Below are 25,236 nucleotides of genomic sequence, written 5' to 3'. Positions count from 1 at the left end.
CCCAAGAGACTGAGGCCGAGATACGGGAGGCCGTCACCTCAGCTCTGCGCTGCGTATCCGCTTTCCACCAGATCGCGGAATCGATCAAGGTTGGCCTGAAGTTCCTTCGTCACGATTCCACCAAGAATGCTGGGTTCCATCAAGGGGGCCAGAACACCTGGCAGTTCATAGGTCACGCTGAGCTTCACGGCCGTGAGCTGAGGTTGTTCGGCGTAGAAGCGCACCCCTCCTTTGGTGGGCAGACCTCCGACCGATTCCCAATGGAGTTGCTGAGCTTCAACCCTCTGAGTGATTCGGGCCTTCCAATGAAAACGGAAACCCTGTGCTGCCAATGTCCAGTCGGTGAGGTCGGGATCATCGAGGGTTTTAACGGATTGGATCCAGCGCATCCATTTGGGCATCGCCTCCAGATCGCTCCAGACATGCCAAACCTGATCAACGGGAGCCTTTACTTCAGTGGTTACGGAATGTTCGAGCCAACGTCCCATCGATTCAAGCCACTGCGGTGTTCACGGCAAGTCGAGCCGGTTGCCCCAGGATGGCAGCAGCGGCAAGATGTCCGCTCATGGTGGCTCCTTCCATGGAGTCGATGTAATCCTGGCGGGTATAGCTCCCTGCCAGATAAAAATTGCTGATCGGCGTGCTCTGGTCAGGTCGGTAAGGCTCCATTCCTGGCGCTTCCCTGTAGAGAGACTGCGCCAGCTTCACCACATTGCTCCAGGTGAGTGTGAGGTTTGCGGCGGAGGGGAACAGCTCCCGGACCTGGCGATCGGTGTGCTCAACAATGTCTTTAACGGACTTGCGCATCCAGGGATCGCCAGGGGTCAGAACACACTGCAGCAGAGACCCCTCACCTTGCTTGCGGTAATCCTCCGGGCTCGCCAGGGCAAGATCGGCAAAACAGCTGAAATCAGCATCGGCCGTGTACAGCAGGTTGTTGAGACCAGCGGGGTGATTAAGGTCGCGACGACTCACATCCTTGCTCTCGCCGAGTTCCGTAACCCAACCGTCGTAGCGCAGCTGGACCGTGGCCACCGGAACCGCCTCGAGATGATGAATGGCCTCAAATTGCGGGAAACGACGCCATTCGCCTGGGAGCAGGCGCTGGATACCGGGCACATCACATGCGGCCAGATAGGCATCGGCAACAACATGCTGTTCGCCATCAGGGGTGCCCAGCTTCAGGCCAGTCACTTCGGGGTGATCACCGTCACTGAACTCGACCTGCTTCACCGGATGGCGTAGATGCAGCTTGCCTCCACGCTGTTGGATGTAATCAAGAATGGGGCCGGTCAGCCAACGATGGGGTGATCCCTTGAGCAGGTTGAGTTTGGAGGCCTCGGTTTTGGCCGCAAACATCATGAAGATGGTCAGCATGCAGCGGGCGGAAATCGTTTCGCAGTCGATGAATCCAAGCGCGTAGGCAATCGGGTTCCACATCCTGCGGATGCTCTCTGGGCTGCCGCCATGGCCCACGAACCAGTCCTTGAAGCTGACCGAATCCAGAGCTCGGATCGTGCGCATCGCGCCTTCGTAATCGACCAGACCTCGAACGATCGGACTGGTGCCGAGAGCTAGAGCATTGCGCAGTTTGTCGATCCAACCCAGCTGGGGGGTGGTAAAAAAGGCTTTAAGCCCGTTGAAAGGGGCACCGATGGGGAATCGGAAATCCAGTTCCCGCAGGTCACCACCCTGATTGACAAACAAATGGGTGTGATCCTTGGGCAAGAGATTGTCGAAAGCACCCACCTTGCGCATCAACGCGAACAGGTTCGCGTAATTGAAAAAGAAGACATGCAACCCCATCTCGATGTGGTTGCCATCCGGGTCCACCCAGCTGCCCACCTTTCCGCCCATGAAAGGACGAGCCTCATAGAGATTTACCTCATGGCCTGCATCCACCAAATCCACAGCAGCGGAGAGGCCAGCCAGCCCAGAACCCACAATCGCGACCCGCACCGTCATCAGTGCAACTGCGAGGACTCTATGAATTGATCAGGCTCAACTGCTTTAGGCAGAACAAGCGAAGGGTTCATAAAGTGAACACAGGATCCAGTGCCAGTGCCCCCGATGTCCAGCATCGAAACCACAGCTGAGACAGCGACAGCCAGTGAGTCTCATACCGCAAGAGACGGAAAAGGCATCTTGATTACAGGGCCTGCCATGCAGCAGCTGGCCAGACTTTGCAGCGATCAAGGAAGCCAGCAGGTTCTGAGGGTGGGCGTGCGCTCGGGAGGCTGCAGCGGCATGAGCTACACGATGGATTTTGTCCCTGCGACAGACATTCAGAACGACGACGAGCGATATCAATACGAAGCACCCGATGGCGCCTGTTTTGAAGTGATCTGTGATCCCAAAAGCCTGCTCTATATCTACGGAATGCAATTGGACTTCAGCACTGCGCTGATCGGCGGCGGCTTCAATTTCACCAACCCCAACGCCACTCAGACCTGCGGCTGCGGAAGCTCCTTCGCCGTTTGATCCATCGAGGAGCATCAAGCTGCTGTGGGAATCTGAAGTCATTGCCCGACCGATCAGCACTCCATGGAGTCCAGCCAGGAAAGTCTCTTCCAGCAGGCGATGAACCGTTACCAGCAAGGAGCTCCTGCGCAGGAGTTGCTCGCTGATTTTGAGACCATCACCGCAGCGGCCCCTCGCCAGTCAGCAGGCTGGACGTGTCTGGCATGGCTGCAGTTACTGAGTGATCAGTCAGAAGAAGCTCTGCGTTCTGCGCGGATGGCCGTCAAGCTGAACAATCAGGATCCTCAGGCCCGCATCAATCTGTGTCTGGCGATGCTGGAGACCAAAGCCAAAGGCGTCAGGGATCAGATTGAAGTGGTTCAGCAGGTGCTGGCACTTGCACCCGAAGTTGGAGCTGAACTGAAGGAATCCATTGACGACGGTCTCAACCGCCGACCGGAGTGGCCGGCACTGCTCAAGGTGAAGGCCTGGTTGGAGCTCTGACGTGGGCCGACTGCTGCTACTCAGCAACGGCCATGGGGAGGATCTTTCTGGTGCGCTGCTTGGACAGGCACTCCAGTGCGAAGGCCATGCAGTGGACGCTCTTCCTCTTGTGGGCAAAGGACAGCCTTATCGGGACGCAGGAATCGCACTGATCGGAGGCACCCAGGAATTCAGCACGGGTGGCATGGGGTACACCAGCTTGCGTGGTCGACTGACGGAGCTGTTGCAAGGACAGGTGGCCTATCTGCTGTTACGCCTGCTGAGGTTGCTGCGTATCGCCGGGCGCTACGACCAAGTGGTGGTAATTGGCGATGTGATTCCAGTAATGGCCGCCTGGCTCTGCAGACGGCCTGTCACGACTTACCTCGTGGCCTACTCAAGTCACTATGAGGGGAAATTGCGACTGCCCTGGCCGTGCGCTGAGTGCTTGCGCAGCCCACGTTTTCAGGCCGTGTTCAGCCGCGATCAGCTCAGTGCAGACGATCTGAGCTCACAGCTGCGCAAGCCAGTCATGTTTCTGGGCAATCCGTTCATGGATCCGATCCTGAGGGACGATCGTCGCTTGCCACAGGCACGCCGACGAATGGGACTGCTGCCAGGAAGCCGCCGACCTGAGCTGGAGCAAAACCTGGTGCTTCTGCTGAGAGTGGTGGAACAACTACCGGCACCGTTACTGAGCAGTGGTGAGCTGCAGCTTGAACTGGCATTGGTGTCCTCACTCTCCGACACTGCACTGTCAACGCTGATTAACCCCATCGGCTGGAGCCTTCAAAAGGCCGACAACGGACCAACAACCCTGCTGTTTCGCAACGCCCATCGCGTACAGATCCACCGGGGTGGATTCGGAGCAGTCCTGCACAGTTCCGATCTGCTGCTGTGCATGGCAGGAACGGCAGCGGAACAGTCTGTGGGGCTGGCCCGACCGGTGCTGCAGTTGGTGGGTCGAGGTCCTCAGTTCACTGCAGGATTTGCGGAAGCCCAGCGCCGTCTGTTGGGTCCAACCGTGTTCTGTGCGGATGGCGAAGTGGGCGCACCAGCGACCCTTGAACGCACAGCTGCACTAGCCCTCGAGCTCCTGGAGCGCAGCCATCTTGATCAACAGCTACGGCGACGCTGCCATGACGAAGCACTCAACCGCCTCGGCAAAGCCGGCGGCGGCAGCAGGATGGCGGCATCGATCTCTCAGCTGCTGCAGCCTTCCGAATGAGTCAGCCGAACTCCGAACCCGCCTGGAAACGCTGGCTGGATCGCATCCTTGTCCTGAATGTCTTCCTGGTCATGGCTGGGGCGGGATGGTTCGCTGTTGCAGTGATTGGAAGCAGTCAGGGCCTGGAAGCGCCGATGAAATTGTTCATGCGCCTTTGGGAACCCCTGTTCACACCAGCCATCGGCCTGCTGATGGGCGCAGCCGTGCTCAGCGGTTGCTGGAGCTGGTGGCAACGTCGAGTGCAACGGGCAGAGTCGGGCAGAGGAAGTTGAAACCAAGCCCCTCGAGGCGACTCGAACTCACGAACTGCCCCTCCAGAACAACCTTGGAGCCATCACCCAGTAGCAGCTGCAGCATCGGACCTGGCACCGGCAGAAGACTTGGTCTGCCAAGACAACGGCCAAGACTTCCAGCAAAGACAGCCATGGTCGCAGGGGCGGGAGCCACAGCGTTGATCACTCCAGACCAGGAGTCCGTTTCCAAGGAACTCTGAATAATCCTGCATAAGTCGCCACGTTCAATCCAGCTCATCCACTGCTGACCGGAGCCGATCGGGCCGCCGAAGCCTGCGCGGAATACCGGCAGCATTTTGGCGAGAGCCCCTCCCTGAGAGGACAACACAATGCCGATTCGCAGCACAACGAGCCGAGTTGCTGCAGGCTTTTCAGCGGCAGCCTGCTCCCACTTCTGACACAGACGGGCCAGAAAATCTTGCCCAACGGGGCTGCTCTCCTCAAAGCGTCCATCAAGACTGGTGCCGAAATAGCCAACAGCCGAGGCATTCACCAGCACGGATGGAGGCTTGGCCAGCGTGGCCAAGGCACTCACAAGATGACGGGTGGTCTCAAGACGACTGGACTCGAGGGTTTCAAGGTGCTGAACAGTCCATCGCTGTTCAGCAATCGGTTCACCAGCGAGATTCACAACGCCATCACTGGCGGCCAATGCATCATGCAGAGACGTGGACTCAGACCAGCTAGATGCCATAGCTGGATCCACCTGAATCCATTGAAGACGTCCTGCAACGTCTGAGGGGAAGGCCGCCGGTGAGGCACGGCGACTGACGATGGTGAGTTGATGACCGGCAGCCTGCAGAACGGGAATCAGACCACGACCAACCAAGCCCGTGCATCCAATCAGCAGAAGGCGCATTGCAACGGCGGCGTCAAGTGCTCGAGGTTAGGAAGCGATGGAGGGATCAGTGTCTTCAGCTGGCAAGGTGAGATTCATCTTGCGCGCCATGGGCACCAGCGCAAAGCCCTGGATGAAGAGGCCAAACAGCACCACGGCCAGAGCAAGCGGAGGCATCTCTACACCCCAGCCCACACCTGGAGTCGACCAGGCCTTGATGGCCATCGCGATGGGGACGGCGCCGCGCAGGCCTGCCCAACAAACAAAAATCCGTTCGCCATAGCTGAAGGGCGTGCGCCAGAGCAGGATCTGCACCATCAGCAAGCGCACGAGCTGCATCACCAGAAACAGCACGAAAGCCAGACCGACGGCGTGAACCACATCCTGAGGATTCACCACAAGCCCCATGCAGAGAAACAGCAGGAGCTCGGCCATTTTTGCGTAGCTGGAATGGGCTTCTTCCAGGCCGTTCTGGTCAAGATCGGCACTGTTGCCAAGAACCAGCCCCGCGACGTAGGCCGCGAGCAATGGACTGCCGCCCAGCAGCGAAGTTCCACCGCTGAGCACCATGAGCAAGGCGAGGCTGACCACCGGCAGCATCGAGGTCTGATTCAGCCCCATGCGTGTTCCCAGCAACTGCACCGTGAGACTGCCGCCGAGGAAACCGATCAGTATTCCGAGCAGGAACTGACGAATCAGATCCGTCACCAGCAAACCAGCGCCGACGCCCTCACCAGCGGCCAGTGCCAGAGCCAGTCCAGCAAGCACGACGGCAATGGGGTCGTTGAACCCGGATTCGCACTCGATCAGATCGGTGAGCGGCTTCGGCAGTCGGCCCTGAAGCGGACGGAGCAGAGCCAAAACAGCTGAAGCATCGGTGCTCGCAACCATGGCCCCAACGAAAAGACTGCGCGGGAGGAGGACGGTGCTCGACTCCGTTCCTTGCGCCAGACCGAAGCCAAAGACCACCAACGTGATCAGTGCTGCCGTGATCAGCACACCTATGGTGGCCATACGAGCCGCTGGGCGAATCACTCCACGCACCTGCTGCCAGTTGGTGGTGAGACCTCCGAAAAACAACACCAGCACAAGAGCTGCTTCAGTGATCTGCTTGGCCTGATCGAGACTCAGCAGTGTGATTTCATGACTACCGGGAACAACCACTACGTGATTTTCAATCAGCAGACCGAGCAGCAGCACCATGAGGATTCCAGGAACCCTCACCCGGGCCGCAAGGTCATCCAGCAGCACTGAAACCAGCAGCAACCCGCCGAATGCCACCAGATAAAGCGAGAGGCCGTTGTCCAAACCAACTGCGGAAGTGGTCTTGAAGGGTTCTAGCCTGAGCTGCGAATAACGACCCGTGATGGCAGAGACAGAGTCGAGCCCTGCAGCAGCTGCCAAGCCCCCCGCTCCCCTAAAAAAAGGTGCGTTGGTGCGGGTCAACCGAGCGGCCTATGCCGGCAGCGTTGAGGCCGGAGCCAGCGATCCTTATCCACCGGCTTACATCTTCGATGGTCCTGGAGAATTGTTAGTAGTGAAGGGCGACTACGGGCAGGTGCGCTGGCGGCGTCCGGTACCCGATGTCTGGTTGCGCATCGATCAGCTGGAGCCGTTCGCCTGAGGATTGAGCGATTCCTCAACTGTGGTGATGGCGGCGGGCACCGACTGAACAGCCTCAGGAAGTCGCCAGATGGCTCCGCCAAGAACAGCTGCGAGCGATTCAAGGCTCACCAGAATGGGATGCTGCCCATGTCGCTCGACTGCAGCTGAGGCCACCGAGGAAGCAGACCAAGGATTCCAGCCCGCCAGCAAAACCACGCTGCGATAAGCACTAGGCCATGGACTTTCTGGGTTGGAACTCTCCAGTCGCTCGAAATGGTGAGCAGCCTCAGCAGGCCGATTGGTCAGGACCGCCAGGAGGGCCAGACTCCAGCGAGCAGTTTCATCGGATTGATCCTGCTTGAGGCGTTCAAGAGCCGCCCTCCGCAGTGGTGCTCGATAACTGAAATGGCCATCAAGCATGTGCTCGATCGCCACACTGCTGAAGACGGGATCGAGCCCTGCAGGTCCTTGCGCCAATCCTGCAGCGAGCTGGGGAAACCGCTGTTCGAAACCCTGGGGAACCTTTGAATCGATCCGTCGCTTCCAGAGCGAGTAACTGCCTCCCTGTGGACGCGGAAACACCTCCACTTCCTCAAAGACCCCGCTCTCACGAACAGCATGATCCAAGGAACGAGCAGAACTGCGGACCGAGCCCTGGTCACCTTCAGCAAGCAAGACCCAGTTGGCATGGTCCAACACGGGCTGGATGTGATCAGTACTGCCGCCGAGCTGGCGACCCACCAACCGGCCTCCGTTGCGGCGGCCGTAGTAACTCACATTGTGCTGATTGAGATCAGGCGTACTGGGAACAACAATCAAGGTGATTGGATCAGCGAAGGGATCCGCGCCACCAGCTTTCTCAACGATCGCTCGCAGCGGATGCCGATTTCCTGGTTTCAGACGTGCATATTGGGCAGTCCAAGCTGGTGCGATCGCAACCAGTGCTCCCGCAGTGAGAGCCAATCCAGGCAGCCAGGCTGATCGAGCAGGCCAGCGTTGACTGATCCACACGCCCCACTGCCACCAGCCGCGGCTCAGCAATAACAGTAATGGCGGCAACAACGGAGCCATGTAACGGGGATCTTTATTGGGGCTGAGATTGGTCACCACCCAGCCCAGAAAGAGAGTTCCCAGCAGCCAACACCAGGCATAGCTGCGATCACGGTGATCAGAGCCCAGTGAGGTTGGCGACCTGAAACGGGTACTGATTACCAGTACAAGCCCAGCCAGCCCGATCCAAAGCAACGTCCAGCCGATCTGCGGAGGAACTTGTCGCAGATAAAACAACCAACCATCAAGGCTGAACACACCAGGATCACCCTCGCGGGCGGCAGATTCGATCACTGCCCGATTGGTACCGCCCAGGGTCGTGATCCAGTTATGCCGAAGCCAGGGGAACACCGAGACCAAAACCAACATGGATCCCACCAGCGCCTGCAGTCGCCGGCCTCTGCCAATCCGCAGGGCGGCAACAAGTGACCAGCCCAGCGCAGGAAGCAACACCAGAAGCGCGCTCTGTTTCACCAAAACCGAGAGCGTTACCGCAAGCGCAGCCCAAAGGGCTTGCCACCAGTGACCTCCACAACGCGGACTCCACCAAACTCCTAAGCGCCAAAGCGCCAACGTGACCAAAGCGGTCAAGGGCAGCTCAAGCACGTAATCAGTCCTGAGTTCGAGCAGCATCGGGGCCAGGGCTACAGCCGAGGCAGCCAGCAAGGCGAATCCCCTGGCCGATCGTCTTGGGCGCAGAAACTGGAGTGCCCAAAAGGCACTTGAGACCAGCAGCAGGCCATTCCAGAAGCTCAACGTCCATGCCGCTTCAGAAGGAAAGTCGCCAGCCACAGCCATCACCGTTCCGTTCACCAAGGACGCCAGAGGGGGGATCTTGGGCGAAAGGTCCAGGAGAGCGTTCCAGCCTTGCCAACCGCCTCCGGCCAGAACACCGATGGCACGACCATGGTCAAGCGCGCTGTTGAGGTAATCCGCTTGATCCCAGGACGGCAAACCCGCGTGATGGCTCCACCACAGACGATCAGCAACGGTGGACACCAGCCAGATCAGGATCAGGCAGAAACGGAACGGCCAAGCACCCATCAACCGATCTCCAGCCTGCGTCGTTCCTGCTGAAGACGCTGTCGACGTTGACGAGCCTCCCGCAACATCTCCCGTCCGTCATGGAGATAGCTGTCGACGTAACCCATCGTGTAACGCTCCAGCTCCGCAACGGCATCTTCTACCTGAGAGAGGCAGTGATACACGCTTAGGCCAAAGCCTCGGGCCGATGGCGGAGTCGGCAGTGATTGAAAGAGGTTTTTGACCTTTTCCAATCGGTTTCGACTCTGTTCCAGATAGCTGCAAAACGCTTCCATCAGATCATCGTCATAAGGATCTGCCGAAAGAGCTTTCAGTTCCCCAGTGAAAGGATTGATCACCTGACCGAGCAGACGGTCAATCGGGGCGTAGACCTTCTGAAGCCAAGTGGACAGTGCCTGATCTTCGCTGGCTCCCTGGCCTGATGCACGCCGTGCCGCCTGACTGGCACGGGCATTGCGGGCACCGCGGGCCCGTGCTTCCTCACGGGCAGACTCCGAGGATCCGTACTCGCGATCAAAACTTCGCCTGGCCTCGGGATCACCGATTTGCTCCCAGGCTGCATTGAGCAACAGAATTCGCTCTTCATCTCCTCCCGCATCGGGATGGTGTTGCTTCACCAAGCGTCGATAGGAAGCTTTGAGTTCGGCTTGGGTGGCATTGGATGTCACCTCGAGCACTGCATAGGGATCCTGGGGCTGATCCGAATGATCGAATAATGCAGGGCTCAAAGCTGACCATCCCTGCGCGCCGGCAGAACAGATGCAGCACTGAACATCGGAGTCGAGAGATAACGCTCGCCGAAGCTGGCAAGAATCACCACGATTCGGCGACCGGCCATCGCTGGACGCTGGCCCAACTTCAAGGCTGCAGCAACAGCTGCTCCGCTGCTCACTCCGCAGAGCAGTCCTTCCTCTCTGGCCAGACGCCGGCCAAGCTCCATACCCTCCTCATCGGTCACAGTAATGACCTCATCGATGAGTTCCTGCTCCAGCACCGGAGGAACAAAGCCAGCACCGATGCCTTGAAGACGGTGCGGACCCGCCGCTCCACCGGACAGCACCGGGCTTGCAGCAGGCTCCACTGCAATGACTTGCAAATCCTGCTGCCGGCTGCGAAGCACCCGGGCACAACCGGTGATGGTTCCTCCTGTCCCCACACCTGCAACTAAAGCATCGAGTCGCCCTTCGGTGTCTTGCCAAATTTCCTCTGCAGTGGACACTTCATGGACGAAAGGGTTGGCAGGGTTATCGAACTGCTGAAGCAGATACGCTCCAGGAATCTCGTCAACCAACTCCCTGGCGAGAGCGATCGCACCCTGCATCCCTTCATTACCTGGGGTGAGCTGTAATTCCGCGCCGTAAGCACGGAGCATCGATCTCCGCTCCGTGCTCATGGTGTCGGGCATGGTGAGAATGAGTCGATAACCGCGCGCAGCTGCAACCATCGCCAGAGCAATGCCGGTATTACCGCTAGTGGGTTCAACCAGCACTGTGCTGCCAGGCTTAATCGTTCCACTTTTTTCAGCCGCCTCAACCATGGCGCCTGCAATTCGGTCTTTCACCGAAGCAGTGGGGTTAAAGCTCTCAAGCTTGGCAACGATTTCAGCCTTGCAGCCAAAAGCCTTAGGAAGACGATTGAGCCGTACCAGAGGTGTACGACCTACCAACGCTGTGATATCAGAAGCGATGGGCATTCGGCTCAGGAGTCGTGTGCTGAATCAAATCCATCTAATCATCCAACTTGTACCAATACCGATTGAAAACGATGCCATCTCTCAAAGGAGTTCAACACGCTGCCCTTCGGATTGGAAAAGTGCTTACTAAAAACGAACTTTTTCAAATAAAAGCCCCCTCAATTGAGGGGGCAATGAAGAATCAGGCCTGAGGCTGATATCAGAAGTTAAACGTGGTCTTGATCAGTCCACCGAAACTATTGAAAGTACCAGATGTAGTGGTACTACCACCGCCACCTGTGTAATTACCCAAAGGGCGACTGAAATAATGAATTGCAGGCGTCACCGCTATGTTATCCGTGACCTGGAACATGTAGAAAAGCTCGAAGGCATAATTACCATCAGCGACGAAATCATCGTCTGAATTTCTCTTATCGATACTGGTCACAAAAGTGGGTTGGCCAACTGCAAATCCGAGTGCATTCCCTTTCAGGAAGGCATCATCCCACTGGAGGCCGACATACCAAGACTGAGAAGTCGAAGACTTAATCGGATTAGTACCGTAAGGGGAAGAGTCACCGGTTGAATTGATGCCCCAACCAGCACTAATTGAAGGGATCAACCCAGATTCCGCAGGCATCCACCATGCACTTAAGGCTGCTGAGTTCGTTACACCGTAAGTCTGAAGCTTGTTAGCGTAAGGAGTTCCGTTACCAGCATACAGGCCGACACCATTGTCGGTTGACCCGTAATTGTAAGCAGCCGCAATGCCCCATTGTTCAGGAGCATAGGAGAGCTGAACCGTTCCGTTCGAGCCAGCACCATCGCTGGCAAGACCACCAGAATTGGGGTCTGAGTTGTTTCCGTTAATACTCAGATAACTGGCACTGATGTTCCAATTATTTTTGGAATAAATGAAACCTGCACCAGCGCCAAGGGAAAGGTTGTATGTACCTGGAGCACCTGCATAGGTGAAGAAGTCAACCGTCATCTCTGAGGGATAAGCCGAAGGCCAAACAGCCAACATGTCATCCTGACGGACTTTTGCACCAGCAGTCAATTTGAAATCTTCGCCAACAGGGAACTGGTAGTAAACCCTGTCAACTTCAAGCTTATTGCTGGTGTTGTATCCGTATTCCTGGCTCCAAAGGCCTACAACTGAAGTTCCACCAGCTGAGACAACGTTGCCAGAGTAAAGATCGGAAATATTTGCGGCACGAATTCGCGTCCTTAAAAGGTCTTTGCCGGTAAAACTTGTATCAAGGAAAATTCGATAGTCGTAGGAGAATGAAGTTGCACCAGCTTTTTTCGCTGCGTAATCAGCTGTATCTACGGTTGACTCTGTAGTAGTCGTTCCGTCGTAATAGCCTTTGGCATCGCCGCCATAAGAAGCCGCGCCAACAACCCAGAAGCTGTTAACTGACATCTTGGTAGTGGTGGAGAACTGGGTTGCTTCCAGTTCGCCAACACGGGCTTCCAGACCGTCAACACGGCCTTTGACGATGGCGAGTTCCTTTTCGAACTCCTTGATCAGACGCTTGAGCTCGTCGGTCACTTCGGTGACGCGGTCGAGACAGGCGTTCAGCAGTGCAGCCGCTTCAAAGCGGGTCATTGCACGGTTGCCACGGAAAGTGCCGTTGGGATAACCAGCAACACAGCCGTAGCGCTCGATCAGGTTGCTAAGAGCCTGATAAGCCCAGTCAGCAGGAAAGACATCGTTGAACTGGTTGATGCTGGTGACCTGCTCCGCAGCAGCCGCGTCAGAAGACACAGAGGCGTAGTCGGAAACACCAGCAACATTGACGTCAGTCGCGCCAGCAGACATCGGAGCCAGAAGGCCCAGGGCAGCAGGAGCAACCAACAGTTGCTTGAACAATTTCATGGGGAAGGGTCCTCACACACAGAACCGGCGTATAAAACGCCACACCTAAATTGATCGACGAAGCAAGCTACTGAGAGAGGCTCTGTGACAGCCCAGACCTTGACTTGTAGTAAGCACTACACAAATTGGCAATTTGTGTAAGAACGGCGACGAAATCAGCCCTCTCTAGGGCGACAATTGACTACGGATCAGGGCCAAAAACGATGCCCCCGCCTGGAAATCCAGCCGGGGGCTCTCGCCGGGTCCACTCTGGCGCGGAACCGATTGATCAGTCAGAAGAAAATGCCGTCAGCCGGCGTTCTCCGCAATCAGCAGACCCTGCATCAAAGAACTGGAACTCATGGACACCTCCTCCCGGATGGCTAAGTGAACGCCGGTGATGCCTTCGAAGCCACCCAGACCGCGAACGATCGAAAATGCCTTCACATCACTGCGGTCAGGACACTTGAACCATAACGGAACCGCAAAGCCTGTGCTGATGTGGCTCCTCACCCTGTTCCTTTGGCTGCCTGGTCTAGGAAACCAGCCACTGCGCGACTGGGATGAAGGCAGGGTCGCCAGCGTGGCTCGCTCCACCATCTCCCGATGGGATTGGGGGTCTGCCGGAGGCGACTGGTTGTTGGCCTGGAAATGGGACGAGGCCTATCTCAACAAGCCTCCTGGCCTGCACTGGCTGATCGGAGCATCCACTCAGTTCTTCGGCAACAACGAGTGGGCCGTGAGGCTGATGCCATGCCTGATCGCCAGCCTCGCCATCCCCTTGTTGCTACTGCTGCGTCGTCAGCTTGGAGGGCATGGGGCAGAGAACAAGGCCATGCTTGCCGCCTTGATCTTGATGACGGTGATGCCCATGGCACGCCATGGGCGGCTAGCAATGCTGGACGGGAGCCTCGTGACCAGCGTTCTACTGCTTTGGACAGGTTGGCTTAGCAGCCGTTCTACGCCTTGGCATGGATTACTGGCAGGACTGGGAGCCACCGGAATCTTGATGCTGAAGGCGCCTGCACTGGTTGGGTTCGTGCTGATCACAGCAGGCATTAGCGTCCTGGACCGGCGCCAAAGCCACTGGAGGGCCACTTCACTTCTCTGGGTTTGCGCAGGGATCAGCCCGGGGGTTGCCTGGCATATTTGGCACCTCGCTCAAAGAGGTAGTTCTGCGCTCGTGATGTGGGGCGGACAGGGCTTCAGTCGTGTAGCTGGTGTGGTGGGAGACAGCACCGGAGCTTTCATCATGCCGATCACTGAGGTGCTCGAGGGAGGCTGGCCATGGCTGCTCCTGCTTCCGCTTGGCATCAGGTTGGCCTGGCAACAGCGAAGTGACTCAGCTGGACGCTGGGAACTGGGTCTGATGATGGGAAGCTCTGCGCTGGTGCTGCCGCTGCGCAGCCAACTGCCCTGGTACAGCCACCTTCTCTGGCCTGCCATTGCTTTGCTCTGTGCCGAAGGCCTACATCACGTACTGGTCTCCGGCAGACCCCGATGGATTGGCAAAATTTGGCTGCTGATTGGAGCAGTTTTGCTGCTTGCAAGTTTGATCATGTTTCTCAGCAGTCAGTCCATTGCAGTGCCGCGATTGGCTGTGGTCTGCGCCGGGAGCGGCCTCCTCTTAGGAGGCCAACAACTGATTCAAGCAACGCAACAACAGCGATGGCGTGGGCTCATCACACTGCTTATAGGGTGGGGTTCTGCCCTGCTTGCGCTTTGGCACAGCCAACTTTGGCTCTGGGAGCTGAATGAGAGCTGGGACCCTCGACCAGTTGCCAACGCGATCCGGGAGCTACCAGCCGACGCCGAGGTCGTCCTCGATGGACCCACACGACCGTCGATGGGCTGGTATGCAAATCGAAAAATGCTGCAGGACACTAACAAAATCCAAGGCGAATACTGGGTAGTGAGTCAGCAAGCTCCCAAGGGATGCGCAGTAGACGGGGCGCAACTGAAATCAAGTCAAGGGAAGGCCCCTTGGCAGCTCTGGTACTGCCCATTCTCTCCAGAGAACATCGAGGAAGGCCATGAAGGGCAATAGCCAATCGTTGAAACTGCCGAACCAACTCTGGCTAATCAGTCTTCTGATCGGATTACTGGGATGGAGCTGTTCTGCTACCCGACATTGGCTTCTGCAAAGCAACGCCTACGACCTAGGGCTTTTTGATCAATGGGCTTGGTTGGTGAGCAAGGGTCTGCCACCGGTATCGTCGATGGAAGGAGTCCACCTCCTGGCAGATCACGCCGCTTGGTGGCTTTATCTGAGTGGCGGGCTCTACGCCATCCAACCGTCACTGGATTGGTTACTGGCTTCCCAGGCTCTGGCGTTGAGCTTCACAGCAATTCCGATCTGGATGCTCGCAACTCAGGCGCGGCTGCCACGCAAACTCTGCTGGCTGGCTTGTCTGCTGTGGTGGCTTCAACCAGTGGTCTTCAACTGCAATCTGTTTGATTTCCACCCGGAAGTGTGGGGGATGCCTGTGCTGGCACTTGCTCTCTGGGCTGAGAGGGCGGGTCGTCCAATCCTGTGGATCACGTTGCTGCTGAGTCTGCTGGGATTCAGAGACGGACTACTGCTGATCATTGCCGGCATGGCGATTGAACAAGCCTGGCGACGTCGCTGGCGCTGGAGCACAGCTGCCACCTTGTTGTCAGGAGGTTGGCTGTTGATGCTCAGCCGCTGGCTTTATCCCTGGCTGCGTCATGGCGAAGGACCCAAAGCAGCAGCACAGATGTTTGGACACCTAAACGGCAACCCGGTTGAGGTCCTCAGCAGTCTCGACTGGATCGGAGGAGCTTTTTACCTCCTGCTCCTTGCACTCCCATGCGGTGTTCTCTGGAAACGCACATCATTACCGGTGTTGCTGATCGGATTGCCTCTGGTTGTTGTCAATCTGCTTTCTTCATCCAGCAGCTATCGCACGCTGATTCATCACTACAGCCTGCCGCTTGCTGTCATCGCCGTTGTTGCTGCCATCGACGGCCTTGCCGCAGGCGAGCGGAAAGGCCGATCCGTATCACGCAAGCGCCGTTCTTTTATAGTGGGATGGGCAATTCTCTGCTGGCTGGCATTAGCCAAACCTTGGTTCTTCACGGGGCCTTACCTTGAACGGCTCGGCATGCGTCAGGACGCGACAGAAGCCATCAGCCTCGTGCCCTCTCACGCGCGCGTGATGAGTACCAGTTACCTGGCACCTCATCTAACTCAACGCCAATGGATTGCCTTCCCGAAACAACAATCCGAAAAACTGCTAGAAACCAGCCGCTGGACGGCCATGCTGCTGAATCCAGATGATGCCGGCTGGGGTTCAACCAAAACGATCCAGACAGACTTGCTTAATCAAGCGCATCGCAATGGCTGGAAATGCCGTGAGTGGTCTTCTGGGCTGGAACTTTGCCTGGCACCCGACGGAGCACAAGTGCCCCCCCTTCACAATGGATAAGGTTGTAATCACCTTGAGTAACTAATTCTCGAACCTGCTCGCGAATTTTGATCTGCACACGTCGCTCACCTTTGAAAACTGGCGCCAGGGGAGTGTAGTAACCAGGGAAGGTCACGACATAGTCCACTGAACGCACCGCACCCTGCCGATCCTTGAATTGGACTGAATTCGGGAAACGAACCAACTCTTCCCGCTGCGCCAAAAGAGGGAGCAAAGGTGTATCAGCTGAAACGCTTACTCTTTCTGGCACTTTTGCAACCGCTTTCTTAGCTGCCTCGCGTCGCTCCAACATTGTTTGAGGAGAAACGTAAGCCCAAGGCACAAAACTATCGGGAATAATTGCCGACAAACTTCGATGAGGATTACCGACGACAGTAAGAACTAGGCTGAGGCTCAGGACCCCTGTCCAAAAAGGACGAAAACGTCGACCTTGCCAAGCTTGTGGATGAGACTCCCACCACAACACAGATCCCAAATAAAGACCAGGAACAAGTGCCAATACATAACGCAAATTGATTGCCAAAGCCGTCTGCCCTTGGGAAACCAAAGCAACAAACAACGGTCCTGAAACCAAAAGCGCTGCATCCACGGAGATTAGGGGGACGAAAAGCAAAGGCAAGCTGAGTGCCAAGAGGAATCCAAGAGTTGCAACAGGTGGAGATACCAACGCGAGGAATACTGCAAAAGGACGGCGAAAAATAGTGATCAACACACTAAAAGTTCCTCCTGAAGGATCATCCACTAGGTGACCAAATTTCTCCGTCAGAAAACGATCAGCCAATGAAGAGTCAACTGATGGCTGAATCCAACCTGTCACCAAGAGAACCCATACAAATGAGGCAATCATCAATCCCAATCCCCACCAACGCACATCTGAACGACGCACCAACGCCCAGAGACCAAGGGAAAACAACACAAGGCCACTGTCCTCCCTTACGAGCAATAAAAGAGAAGCCGAGATCAGCACCTGCCAAATTCGACTTTCAAGCAAACCCTCGACCACCAAAAAACCCAACAAAGGCAACCAGATCAGATCATGAAAATTTTCGAGAACAGGGCCAATGACAGCTCCACTTAGGAAATAAGCCAAGGTCAACCTGAAAGCGAGCTCAGGAGGCAAACGACGCGATGCAATGCGCCACAACAACAAACCAGCAACAGTGAGTGTCGACACCTGCACCAATGGAAGCGCCAAGGCACCTAGCAATGCCACCAATGGGGAAACCGCCAAGGTCAAAAAATTGGCGTGTTGACCAAGATGCAAATAATCCACCCAGGGCAACGAACCTCCTACCTGTACCGGCCCTGAAAGAACTGATGAAAGACTGCTTTCAAACGGTCGACCTTGAGCTGTTGACCAAATCTCTTGCAAAAATAGGGCTTGGTCATAACTGGCACTAAGACTCTCAAGGCGCCAAATCTGAATAAGGAAAGTGAGAATCCAGAAGCCTGAAGCAATCCAAATGATGGATCTCTGAGAACTGACTGAGGCGGGTTCAGGCTTCTGCATCAGCAAGGCGAAAACACTTTCATCAAACCAATAATATCAATAAGAATCAACCAATTATGACTCTATATTAGATTACATAAAAAACTGGGTCTTCACGATCACTAAAAAATTATTAAATAAATCCTGAAAGCAATTATATATTTATCAAAGTTACTGAGTCAAGGGTAACGCCTTGCAAGACTGAGCAAATTTTCAGAATAGCAGTGACCACATCGCCGACTTTTAGAGAAATTAGATCAGTAACTAGCTCTTGAAAAAGCAAAAAAGCGCCTGACAAAGCAGGCGCTTTTCCCTTCAATGAATTATCGATTAAAGGGCGTTTCCACGGGGCAGAACCTCTTCAGGGAAGACGAAGTTTTCGTGCGGCTGGTCAGCCGGTGCCATCCAGGCACGCAGACCTTCATTCAGAAGGATGTTCTTGGTGTAGAAGGTCTCAAATTCGGGATCTTCTGCAGCGCGGATTTCCTGTGACACGAAGTCATAGGCGCGCAAGTTGAGGGCCAAGCCGATGATGCCGATGGAGCTGGTCCACAGACCCATCACAGGCACGAACAACATGAAGAAGTGCAGCCAGCGCTTGTTGGAGAAGGCGATACCGAAGATCTGACTCCAGAAGCGGTTGGCGGTGACCATCGAATAGGTCTCTTCTTCCTGGGTGGGCTCGAACGCCTTGAAGGTGTTGGCCTGCTCACCATCCTCAAACAAGGTGTTTTCCACCGTTGCACCGTGAATTGCGCAAAGCAGAGCACCGCCGAGGATGCCGGCGACGCCCATCATGTGGAAGGGGTTGAGGGTCCAGTTGTGGAAGCCCTGCAGGAAGAGGAGGAATCGGAAGATCGCTGCCACACCGAAGGAGGGCGCGAAGAACCAGCTGCTCTGGCCGAGGGGGTACATCAGGAAGACACTGACGAACACCGCAATCGGACCGGAGAAGGCAATGGCGTTGTAAGGACGGATGCCGACCAGACGGGCAATCTCGAACTGACGCAGCATGAAGCCGATCAGTGCGAAAGCACCGTGCAGTGCAACGAAGGCCCAGAGGCCGCCGAGCTGACACCAGCGAACGAAATCACCCTGGGCTTCAGGGCCCCAGAGCAACAGAAGGCTGTGACCCATCGCATCAGCGGGGGTGGACACAGCTGCAGTCAGGAAGTTGCAACCTTCCAGGTACGAGGAGGCGATGCCGTGGGTGTACCAAGAGGTGACAAAGGTGGTGCCTGTGAGCCAGCCACCGATGGCCAAGTAGGCCGTTGGGAAGAGAAGAATGCCGGACCAGCCGACAAAAACGAAGCGGTCGCGCTTGAGCCAGTCATCGAGGACGTCAAACCATCCCCGCTGTGGCGCGCGTCCTACAGCGATCGTCATGAGGGGGCTTCATGAAGCTTTACGTAATGAGCCTAGTTGGAGTCAGCGATTCTGTGGGCACTGATTCAGAAAATGAGCGCGACATAAGTAGAAATGCTCATTACTACACCGCTGCCTTTCATTCGCGAAGATGAGCGCAGTGAAGAGATCCAACCGTGTACGTGATTGAGCTGGCTCTGCGCATGAGTCCCATGCCCGTGTCCGTGCAGCGAAAGGAGCATGACGCTGCAGAGGGGCTCTATCAACAAGTGCGGACGGCCCTCGAGCAGGGGCAGCCACGATTGCTCGAACTCACCTGCGAGAAGGTTGAAGGAAAACGGCTCAGTGTGCTGACCAGCGATTTGCTTGCGGTGCAGATTTACGAAAAAACTGCAGCAGCCGGGGGCAGCAAGCGCCCTGGCTTCTCTCTGGATGGCTGAACCTGCATGAGCTCGGATCAACAGACCGCGCGGGCAGGACTGAGGTTCGAAAGAGTTAGCTATAGCTGGCCCTGCGGCACAAAAGCTCTTGAACGCTGCAGTTTCGAGGTACCGGGCCCTGGACTTTGGATGCTCGTTGGCAGCAATGGCAGCGGCAAAAGCACTCTGTTCAGAATTATCAGCGGCCTGATCAGTCCTCAGTCGGGCCTTGTTTGCCATGACCTAAGACCAGCCCTGGTCTTCCAGAATCCAGACCATCAGCTGTTATTACCCAGCTGCGGCAGCGAGCTTCTGCTCAATCTGCCTCTCGGCTTGAGCCGTCATGAACAACGGCACAGAATCCATCGACTGATGGAGCAGGTCGGACTTGCAGGGATGGCGGGCCGTCCGATTCACACCCTGAGCGGAGGGCAGAAGCAACGCCTGGCCATCGCCGGCGCGCTGGCCAGTGAAGCAACACTTCTGCTTCTCGACGAGCCCACAGCCCTGCTGGATCCCACCAGTCAGTCAGCAATCTTGAGCACAGTCCAACAGCTCTGCCACCGTTCCAGCTCTCCGTTAACAGCTCTCTGGATCACCCACCGACTAGGCGAGCTGGATCATGCTGATGGAGCTGCCCGGATGGAGCGAGGACGAGTCGGGGGATGGCAGAACGGTCCAGCGCTGCGAAGACGACTTGAACCCCTTGCGGGACGGCATGGCTGAGGGGTAGGTTCTCCACGTCACATTCCTCGGTAGCTCAGCGGTAGAGCGGTCGACTGTTAATCGATTGGTCGCAGGTTCGAATCCCGCCCGGGGAGTTTTGACCAACTTCATCGCCATAACTCGCGGAGTTGTGGTGATTTTTTTTGAATAAATCTCAGGGACTATCGCCAACTTGAACAGCTGAACATCGCTGCAGCTGAATCGCCACCCTGGAAAATGCCTTGAAAAACGGAATTTCCTTAACAGTTGGGCTCCGAAACCGAAGACTTTCTTTAGAGGCCGCACTGCCAAGTCGAGTCGAAGCAGGCCGAAACCCTTGTAGCAGCAGCAGTTCTGAGCCAAGAGATCCACCTGACTCTCTTCAAGGACATCAATGCAAGCCACAAAGAACCTTGAGAGAATCTGTCAAGCAATGACGCGGCATACCCTCGTCCACTTTTTCCTCCGCTGCTCTGTCGATGAAGCCCTGCATCCTGCTAATCGAAGACGACCGGGACATGCGTGAACTGGTGAGTGGTCACCTTGAGCACAGTGGCTTCGACGTGCAAAGCGCCGACGATGGAATCAAAGGCCAGGCACTGGCGCTGCAGTACAGCCCGGATTTGATCCTGCTGGACCTGATGTTGCCCAAAGTTGATGGACTCACCCTTTGTCAACGTCTTCGACGCGATGAGCGCACAGCGGCCATCCCGATCCTGATGCTCACGGCACTCGGTGGAACCAAAGACAAAGTCAGTGGCTTCAATTCCGGAGCCGATGATTACTTAACCAAGCCCTTCGACCTGGAGGAGCTGCAAGTCAGGGTCAAGGCGTTATTGCGACGCAGCGATCGAGCACCGGTTGGAACAAGCAGCAACCATCACGAAATCCTCAGTTACGGTCCACTCACCTTGGTGCCGGAACGGTTTGAAGCGATCTGGTTTGACCGACCTGTACGCCTAACGCACCTCGAATTCGAACTGCTGCACTGCCTATTGCAGCGTCATGGTCAGACTGTTGCTCCCTCGCTCATTCTTAAGGAAGTCTGGGGATACGAGCCTGACGACGACATCGAAACGATCCGAGTGCATGTGCGCCACTTGCGCACCAAGTTGGAGCCTGATCCGCGCAAACCCCGCTTTATCAAAACGGTTTACGGAGCCGGCTATTGCCTAGAGCTTCCCACTGGAGCTCAGCTTGAAGGTCTACAAGACGTTTTGGCTCAGGCGCGCCAAGACCGTGAACAAAAAGATCAGGAGAGTCGCGCAAGCGCTTGATCAGAAATTGATCAAGTTTCAATCAAATTGAGTAGCGCGACCTCCCAGGCCAGCCTGGGTTGAACAAACGACAAAAGATGCTGGCGCAGACGATCCAGCCTCTTCAAACGCTCAGGCTGACTGGATGCATTCCAGAGATGGTGCTGCCACCAGTTGATCATCCAGAGCTGCTGATCTCCTTCCAGCTGCTCTGAGACATCTCGCGCCAACCCCAGAGCTTGCAAAGGCGTTGTTGGAAGGGTCCGGAGTTTTTGTCTGAGCTCTTCAGGAATGCTTTTCCACATCCGCACATGGTCCAGCAAAGCCCCAGGCGATCCACCAGCCAGGGCCAGGAGCTCTGGATGACTGGCCGCCAGGCCGAGTGCTTGCTCCCCTTGTCCTTCAGGCAATTGCGACAGCACTGAACGCATGCACTCCTCGCTAAGGCGTGTGAAACGGATCTGCTGACATCGCGATCGGATGGTGGTCAGGAGTCGTTCCGGTGCAGCGGATAACAGGATCAACAGCCCATGCCCTGGCTCTTCAAGGGTCTTCAGCAGTGCGTTGGCGGCTCCCTCCGCCATGGCCTCAGGTTGTTCAAGAATCACCAAACCTCTCGGTGACTGCAAAGGCTGGCGGGCCAGAAATCTACTTAGCTCACGGATCTGCTCCAAGCGCACCTGCGGAGGAGTTCGCTTGCTCACGCCCATTGACTCGGCTTCCGATCGTGGGATCAGACGACCCTGATGGTTGTAGGTGGGCTCCACCCAAAGCAAGTCTGGATGGTTGCGTTCTTCAAGACGCCGGCGTTCGCGCAGAGTGGAGTGACCTCCGCCCAACAAACCTTCCAGGAAACGGAGCGCTGCAAGACGTCGTCCCACCCCATCAGGTCCACTGAACAAATAGGCGGGAGCCAGTCGGCGGTTCTCCAGAGCCGCAACGAGGAGCCGTTGCGCCAGCGGCTGCCCCTGCAACTCGCCGAACAACATCTCAGTCACAGCAGTGCCTTTCCAAGCCAATCCCTCAGCCGTGTGCGAATGACCTGCTGCACTTGATCAGCGCTCTGATCCGCCGCCACCGCAGTCCAGTTTCGCTCGGCTGACAGCCGCTGGAATCCGTCGGCCACCCTGGCAAGGAAAGCCTCTCCTTCAGCTTCGATCCGATCATCGATGCGGGCACCGCGACGCTTGAGGCTCTCCTGCAATGGCAGATCAAGCCAGAAGGTGAGATCCGGAGTGACACCAGCCGTGGCGATCCGCTCAAGATCAAGAATGGTCTGCAGATCCAGTCCACGACCATCACCCTGATAAGCGATGGTGGAGCCGCTGAAACGATCGCTAAGAACCCAGTCCCCCCGATTCAAAACAGGGCGAATCAAACGTTCCACATGCTGAGCGCGATCTGCGGCATAAAGCAGCAATTCAGCGGTGGGACTCGGCGCCGACTCGTCAGGTGGATTGAGCAGCAGCTCGCGCAACGCACGACCCAGGGGTGTGCCGCCAGGTTCACGCGTGAGATGGAGCGTCGCTCCGGAGGGCATCAGACCACTGTCTGGAAGCCAGTCGGCGAGCTGACGAAGCTGCGTGGTTTTGCCACAGCCATCGATGCCCTCAAGCACCAGAAAACGTCCAGCCATGATCAGCGGACACGCAGGCTGAGGGCATTGAGAACCACCGACACGGAGCTGAGGGCCATGAGCAGTGCCGCAAGCGGCGGAGACAAGAGCAGATTGAAGCCTGGCAACAGAACGCCTGCAGCAACTGGCAACGCGATCATGTTGTAGCCGAACGCCCAGAACAGGTTCTGCCGAATCTTGGCCATCGTGCGTCTGGCCAGAGTCAGGGCTTCCGGCAAAGCCTCGAGCCGATCACCAAGCAGCACCAAATCTGCGGTGTCCTGAGCAATCTGCGTACCGGTTCCCACGGCGATTCCCAGATCCGCCGCAGCCAAGGCCGGAGCATCATTGATGCCGTCCCCGACCATTCCCACAGTCTCGTTAGTGCGCCAGTGTTCGAGATGCTCCAGCTTCTGATTCGGGAGAAGTTGCCATGCCAATTCGTCAGCTGAAAAGCCAAGCATCTGGCCGATTTTTTCGACGGCTTGACGACGATCACCACTGAGCATCCCAACGGCCAGACCTTGATCCCTGAGACGCTGCAGTGCAACAGGGGCGTCAGGCCTGAGGCGGTCATCAATCGCCACCACTCCCAGCGGCTCGGCATCGAGACCAACGGCCACGAGCGTCTGTCCACGATGAACAGCTTGCTCTACCGCCTGTCGTTGCGTTTCAGACCACAGCACACCTTCCTGCTGCAGCCATTCGGGAGAGCCCACACGCAGTTGTCCCTTCAGCGACTCGAGTGTGCCCTCCATGCCGAAACCTGGCAGGGTCCGACTGGCTGTTACCGGCAAGAGTGTGAGATTGAGCCTCTGGGCCTCCTGCAAGAGGGCATGGGCCAAAGGATGACGGCTGGTTTGTTCCAGACTCGCTGCCAGTTGGATCGTGCGAGAGGGATCGTCACTGGCCATTACCGCATCCACGAGCGGGCGACCCAGAGTGAGCGTTCCGGTCTTATCAAAGACCATCCGCTGAATGGAGGCGGACTGCTCGATCACATCTCCGCCTCTGAATAGCCAGCCCTGGCGTGCGGCAAGTCCTGAAGAGACCGTGATCACCGTGGGCGTTGCCAGACCAAGGGCACAGGGGCAGGCCACCACAAGCACGGCAATCGCCAGCTGAAGTCCCAGACCTAATGGTGTCTGAGCCCCAACGCCAAGGGAGCCATGAAGCGCAGCATCATGGCCATGGTCCATGAGCACCACAGGGACCTCCAGGACCTGCGGCCAGAGACGACTACCCAGCTGCCACCAAAACAGGAAGGTGATGAGCGCCAGGCTGACGACGCCGTAGCAAAAACGGCCCGCGACCCTATCGGCCAGCCCCTGAATAGGAGCTCGCCTGGCCTGAGCCTCCTCAACCAGGGCAATGATCCGGGCCAGGGCCGTGTCGCTGCCAACGCGCTGAACCTCCATCTCCAGATTGGCCTCGAGATTGAGGCAACCGGAACTGAGCTCCGTCCCTGGCTTGGCCTCGAGCGGCAGCGGTTCACCGGTGAGGCTCGACAAATCCACAGCAGAACAACCGTTCCTCACCACACCATCCACAGGAATCCTGTCTCCAGCGAGCAGCTGGATGCATTCGCCTGGCCGGAGCACAGCAACGGGAACCTCGCGAACCGTGTTGTCCGCCATCAACAGGCGAGCGCTATCGGGCTGGAGTGCAGCGAGCTCCTGCAGGGCTCTGCCCGTCCGCCGGCGGGCTCGCTCCTCAAGAAAACGCCCCAGCAGCACGAACCCGAGAAGCATCACGGGCTCATTGAAAAAACAAGGCCACCCCACCGAAGGCCAGATCAGCGCCACCAGACTTGCGAGGTAGGCACTGCCGACCCCAAGACTGACAAGGGTGTCCATGCTGGGCACACCGCTACGAACCGCAGACCAGCCACTGATCAGGATCGGGCGACCAGGCCCGAGCAGAGCCACCGTGGCCAGGGCAGCATGGAAGCCGAGCCTGCCGATCAACGGCAGTGAGAGCGTTCCAGCCTCGGCAAGATGACCAAGCACCGACAGCAGCAGCAGCAAAAGAGCGACCATCAGCTGTCGCCACTGCTGCCACCATCCCCTGGTCCGATCGGGCTCAGTTCCCTTGGCAAACAACCCGCTCTGACGGGGCTGTGCTGAAAAACCACGACCCTGCAGAGCCGCCAGCACGTCATCAAGCAACGGTTGCGACGACGATGTCGCCTCGCCATCGAGTCGAAGCCAGGCGCTGCGGGTCACAAGGTTGACACTTGCCTCCTGCACACCTGGCTGAGCGAGCAGCGTGCGCTCCACCGCACGAACACACGCCCCACATTTCATTCCCTCGACATCGAGGAGAACCGCATGGGAGTGAGCGGTTGGGTCAAGTGGATGGGAAGACGCTGCTGACACTTCAACGGTTCACACCACTCCACGCT

General features: G+C 56.9%; 24 protein-coding genes and 1 tRNA gene. 11 read left to right on the top strand and 14 right to left on the bottom strand.

Going from position 1 to position 25,236, the window contains the following annotated elements:
• Positions 1–38: 38 nt before the first annotated feature.
• The gene (locus SIB42_RS04440; protein ID WP_067098778.1) at positions 39–488 is read right to left on the bottom strand and encodes an SRPBCC family protein; all 450 of its coding nucleotides are present in this window, start codon (positions 486–488) and stop codon (positions 39–41) included.
• A gap of 4 nt (positions 489–492) precedes the next feature.
• Positions 493–1,959, bottom strand: coding sequence for a 9,9'-di-cis-zeta-carotene desaturase (gene zds / locus SIB42_RS04435; protein ID WP_067098859.1), 1,467 nt, complete (start codon positions 1,957–1,959; stop codon positions 493–495).
• 111 nt (positions 1,960–2,070) lie between these two features.
• Here zds and SIB42_RS04430 point away from each other — a divergent pair, with 111 nt between their 5' ends.
• From SIB42_RS04430 to SIB42_RS04415, 4 genes are all read left to right on the top strand, one after another.
• On the top strand, positions 2,071–2,481 hold the full coding sequence (locus SIB42_RS04430) for a HesB/IscA family protein (RefSeq protein ID WP_067098769.1): 411 nt from the start codon (positions 2,071–2,073) through the stop codon (positions 2,479–2,481).
• A gap of 63 nt (positions 2,482–2,544) precedes the next feature.
• Positions 2,545–2,964 carry a hypothetical protein gene (locus SIB42_RS04425; RefSeq protein ID WP_067098767.1) on the top strand — a complete coding sequence of 140 codons (420 nt, stop codon included), beginning with the start codon at positions 2,545–2,547 and terminating at the stop codon, positions 2,962–2,964.
• A gap of 1 nt (position 2,965) precedes the next feature.
• Positions 2,966–4,171 (top strand): lipid-A-disaccharide synthase-related protein, encoded by a 1,206-nt coding sequence (locus SIB42_RS04420; RefSeq protein WP_067098764.1) that lies wholly within the window; start codon positions 2,966–2,968, stop codon positions 4,169–4,171.
• Positions 4,168–4,443 carry a hypothetical protein gene (locus SIB42_RS04415; protein WP_074160795.1) on the top strand — a complete coding sequence of 92 codons (276 nt, stop codon included), beginning with the start codon at positions 4,168–4,170 and terminating at the stop codon, positions 4,441–4,443. Before SIB42_RS04420 ends, SIB42_RS04415 begins: the two co-directional genes overlap by 4 nt.
• Here SIB42_RS04415 and SIB42_RS04410 read toward each other — a convergent pair.
• Positions 4,379–5,323, bottom strand: a complete 945-nt coding sequence (locus tag SIB42_RS04410) for a TIGR01777 family oxidoreductase (RefSeq protein ID WP_067098760.1) — start codon at positions 5,321–5,323, stop codon at positions 4,379–4,381. The genes SIB42_RS04415 and SIB42_RS04410 overlap by 65 nt on opposite strands.
• A 27-nt stretch (positions 5,324–5,350) precedes the next feature.
• Positions 5,351–6,610, bottom strand: a complete 1,260-nt coding sequence (locus SIB42_RS04405; protein WP_067098757.1) for a cation:proton antiporter — start codon at positions 6,608–6,610, stop codon at positions 5,351–5,353.
• A gap of 58 nt (positions 6,611–6,668) precedes the next feature.
• Between SIB42_RS04405 and ndhO the strand changes: the two genes are divergently transcribed.
• Positions 6,669–6,926, top strand: coding sequence for an NAD(P)H-quinone oxidoreductase subunit O (ndhO, locus tag SIB42_RS04400; RefSeq protein WP_067098756.1), 258 nt, complete (start codon positions 6,669–6,671; stop codon positions 6,924–6,926).
• Here the strand turns inward: ndhO and SIB42_RS04395 are convergent.
• The 5 genes from SIB42_RS04395 to SIB42_RS04375 form a co-directional block, all read right to left on the bottom strand.
• Complete coding sequence (locus SIB42_RS04395) at positions 6,905–9,001, bottom strand: 4-amino-4-deoxy-L-arabinose transferase (protein WP_067098753.1); 2,097 nt, start codon at positions 8,999–9,001, stop codon at positions 6,905–6,907. The two genes, ndhO and SIB42_RS04395, sit on opposite strands and share 22 nt — an antisense overlap.
• Positions 9,001–9,729 carry a J domain-containing protein gene (locus tag SIB42_RS04390; protein ID WP_067098751.1) on the bottom strand — a complete coding sequence of 243 codons (729 nt, stop codon included), beginning with the start codon at positions 9,727–9,729 and terminating at the stop codon, positions 9,001–9,003. The genes SIB42_RS04395 and SIB42_RS04390 overlap by 1 nt, the downstream gene beginning before the upstream one ends.
• Positions 9,726–10,694, bottom strand: a complete 969-nt coding sequence (gene cysK / locus SIB42_RS04385) for a cysteine synthase A (protein WP_067098747.1) — start codon at positions 10,692–10,694, stop codon at positions 9,726–9,728. Before cysK ends, SIB42_RS04390 begins: the two co-directional genes overlap by 4 nt.
• Before the next feature lie 199 nt (positions 10,695–10,893).
• Entirely contained in the window at positions 10,894–12,555 is a 1,662-nt protein-coding gene (locus tag SIB42_RS04380; RefSeq protein ID WP_413328455.1) for an iron uptake porin, read from the bottom strand.
• Positions 12,556–12,843: 288 nt separating this feature from the next.
• Entirely contained in the window at positions 12,844–12,981 is a 138-nt protein-coding gene (locus tag SIB42_RS04375; protein WP_186989461.1) for a hypothetical protein, read from the bottom strand.
• A 52-nt stretch (positions 12,982–13,033) separates the two neighbouring features.
• Between SIB42_RS04375 and SIB42_RS04370 the strand changes: the two genes are divergently transcribed.
• Both SIB42_RS04370 and SIB42_RS04365 read left to right on the top strand, forming a co-directional pair.
• Positions 13,034–14,581, top strand: a complete 1,548-nt coding sequence (locus SIB42_RS04370) for an ArnT family glycosyltransferase (RefSeq protein ID WP_067099135.1) — start codon at positions 13,034–13,036, stop codon at positions 14,579–14,581.
• Positions 14,568–15,983, top strand: a complete 1,416-nt coding sequence (locus SIB42_RS04365; protein ID WP_067099132.1) for a DUF2079 domain-containing protein — start codon at positions 14,568–14,570, stop codon at positions 15,981–15,983. Before SIB42_RS04370 ends, SIB42_RS04365 begins: the two co-directional genes overlap by 14 nt.
• Here SIB42_RS04365 and SIB42_RS04360 read toward each other — a convergent pair.
• Both SIB42_RS04360 and psbD read right to left on the bottom strand, forming a co-directional pair.
• Positions 15,877–17,493 carry a DUF2079 domain-containing protein gene (locus SIB42_RS04360; RefSeq protein WP_074160804.1) on the bottom strand — a complete coding sequence of 539 codons (1,617 nt, stop codon included), beginning with the start codon at positions 17,491–17,493 and terminating at the stop codon, positions 15,877–15,879. The genes SIB42_RS04365 and SIB42_RS04360 overlap by 107 nt on opposite strands.
• A 309-nt stretch (positions 17,494–17,802) precedes the next feature.
• On the bottom strand, positions 17,803–18,858 hold the full coding sequence (gene psbD / locus SIB42_RS04355) for a photosystem II D2 protein (photosystem q(a) protein) (protein WP_006041823.1): 1,056 nt from the start codon (positions 18,856–18,858) through the stop codon (positions 17,803–17,805).
• A 155-nt stretch (positions 18,859–19,013) separates the two neighbouring features.
• On the opposite strand from psbD, the gene SIB42_RS04350 reads away from it, so the two are divergent.
• The 4 genes from SIB42_RS04350 (at position 19,014) to SIB42_RS04335 (ending at position 21,238) form a co-directional block, all read left to right on the top strand.
• Entirely contained in the window at positions 19,014–19,277 is a 264-nt protein-coding gene (locus SIB42_RS04350; RefSeq protein WP_067096303.1) for a hypothetical protein, read from the top strand.
• 6 nt (positions 19,278–19,283) lie between these two features.
• On the top strand, positions 19,284–19,982 hold the full coding sequence (locus SIB42_RS04345; RefSeq protein WP_067096295.1) for an ABC transporter ATP-binding protein: 699 nt from the start codon (positions 19,284–19,286) through the stop codon (positions 19,980–19,982).
• 23 nt (positions 19,983–20,005) lie between these two features.
• A tRNA-Asn gene (locus tag SIB42_RS04340) sits at positions 20,006–20,077 on the top strand.
• 363 nt (positions 20,078–20,440) lie between these two features.
• The gene (locus SIB42_RS04335) at positions 20,441–21,238 is read left to right on the top strand and encodes a response regulator transcription factor (RefSeq protein WP_067096292.1); all 798 of its coding nucleotides are present in this window, start codon (positions 20,441–20,443) and stop codon (positions 21,236–21,238) included.
• 11 nt (positions 21,239–21,249) lie between these two features.
• Here the strand turns inward: SIB42_RS04335 and SIB42_RS04330 are convergent, their stop codons facing one another.
• The 3 genes from SIB42_RS04330 to SIB42_RS04320 are packed head-to-tail and all read right to left on the bottom strand — an operon-like array spanning position 21,250 to position 25,210.
• A complete protein-coding gene (locus SIB42_RS04330; protein WP_067096391.1) occupies positions 21,250–22,206 on the bottom strand; it encodes a DNA polymerase III subunit delta' in 957 nt (318 codons plus the stop codon).
• A 5-nt stretch (positions 22,207–22,211) separates the two neighbouring features.
• On the bottom strand, positions 22,212–22,853 hold the full coding sequence (tmk, locus tag SIB42_RS04325; protein ID WP_067096289.1) for a dTMP kinase: 642 nt from the start codon (positions 22,851–22,853) through the stop codon (positions 22,212–22,214).
• 2 nt (positions 22,854–22,855) lie between these two features.
• Entirely contained in the window at positions 22,856–25,210 is a 2,355-nt protein-coding gene (locus SIB42_RS04320; protein WP_255359908.1) for a heavy metal translocating P-type ATPase, read from the bottom strand.
• Positions 25,211–25,236: the final 26 nt, after the last annotated feature.

The sequence above is a fragment of the Synechococcus sp. MIT S9508 genome (assembly GCF_047303045.1).
Lineage (GTDB): Bacteria > Cyanobacteriota > Cyanobacteriia > PCC-6307 > Cyanobiaceae > Synechococcus_C.
Note: the sequence above shows the minus strand (reverse complement) of the source record. Positions and strands in the feature narration are given on the sequence as shown.

Excerpts from the sequence above, each read along its gene's own strand:
- SIB42_RS04415 (WP_074160795.1), top strand. The coding sequence starts at position 4,168 with ATGAGTCAGCCGAACTCCGAACCCGCCTGGAAACGCTGGCTGGATCGC.
- cysK (WP_067098747.1), bottom strand. The coding sequence starts at position 10,694 with ATGCCCATCGCTTCTGATATCACAGCGTTGGTAGGTCGTACACCTCTG.
- SIB42_RS04330 (WP_067096391.1), bottom strand. The coding sequence starts at position 22,206 with ATGTTGTTCGGCGAGTTGCAGGGGCAGCCGCTGGCGCAACGGCTCCTC.
- SIB42_RS04380 (WP_413328455.1), bottom strand. The coding sequence starts at position 12,555 with ATGAAATTGTTCAAGCAACTGTTGGTTGCTCCTGCTGCCCTGGGCCTT.
- SIB42_RS04360 (WP_074160804.1), bottom strand. The coding sequence starts at position 17,493 with ATGCAGAAGCCTGAACCCGCCTCAGTCAGTTCTCAGAGATCCATCATT.
- ndhO (WP_067098756.1), top strand. The coding sequence starts at position 6,669 with ATGGCAGAGACAGAGTCGAGCCCTGCAGCAGCTGCCAAGCCCCCCGCT.
- tmk (WP_067096289.1), bottom strand. The coding sequence starts at position 22,853 with ATGGCTGGACGTTTTCTGGTGCTTGAGGGCATCGATGGCTGTGGCAAA.
- SIB42_RS04365 (WP_067099132.1), top strand. The coding sequence starts at position 14,568 with ATGAAGGGCAATAGCCAATCGTTGAAACTGCCGAACCAACTCTGGCTA.
- SIB42_RS04370 (WP_067099135.1), top strand. The coding sequence starts at position 13,034 with ATGTGGCTCCTCACCCTGTTCCTTTGGCTGCCTGGTCTAGGAAACCAG.
- SIB42_RS04430 (WP_067098769.1), top strand. The coding sequence starts at position 2,071 with ATGTCCAGCATCGAAACCACAGCTGAGACAGCGACAGCCAGTGAGTCT.
- SIB42_RS04425 (WP_067098767.1), top strand. The coding sequence starts at position 2,545 with ATGGAGTCCAGCCAGGAAAGTCTCTTCCAGCAGGCGATGAACCGTTAC.
- SIB42_RS04345 (WP_067096295.1), top strand. The coding sequence starts at position 19,284 with ATGAGCTCGGATCAACAGACCGCGCGGGCAGGACTGAGGTTCGAAAGA.
- SIB42_RS04440 (WP_067098778.1), bottom strand. The coding sequence starts at position 488 with ATGGGACGTTGGCTCGAACATTCCGTAACCACTGAAGTAAAGGCTCCC.
- SIB42_RS04335 (WP_067096292.1), top strand. The coding sequence starts at position 20,441 with ATGAAGCCCTGCATCCTGCTAATCGAAGACGACCGGGACATGCGTGAA.
- SIB42_RS04395 (WP_067098753.1), bottom strand. The coding sequence starts at position 9,001 with ATGGGTGCTTGGCCGTTCCGTTTCTGCCTGATCCTGATCTGGCTGGTG.
- psbD (WP_006041823.1), bottom strand. The coding sequence starts at position 18,858 with ATGACGATCGCTGTAGGACGCGCGCCACAGCGGGGATGGTTTGACGTC.
- SIB42_RS04410 (WP_067098760.1), bottom strand. The coding sequence starts at position 5,323 with ATGCGCCTTCTGCTGATTGGATGCACGGGCTTGGTTGGTCGTGGTCTG.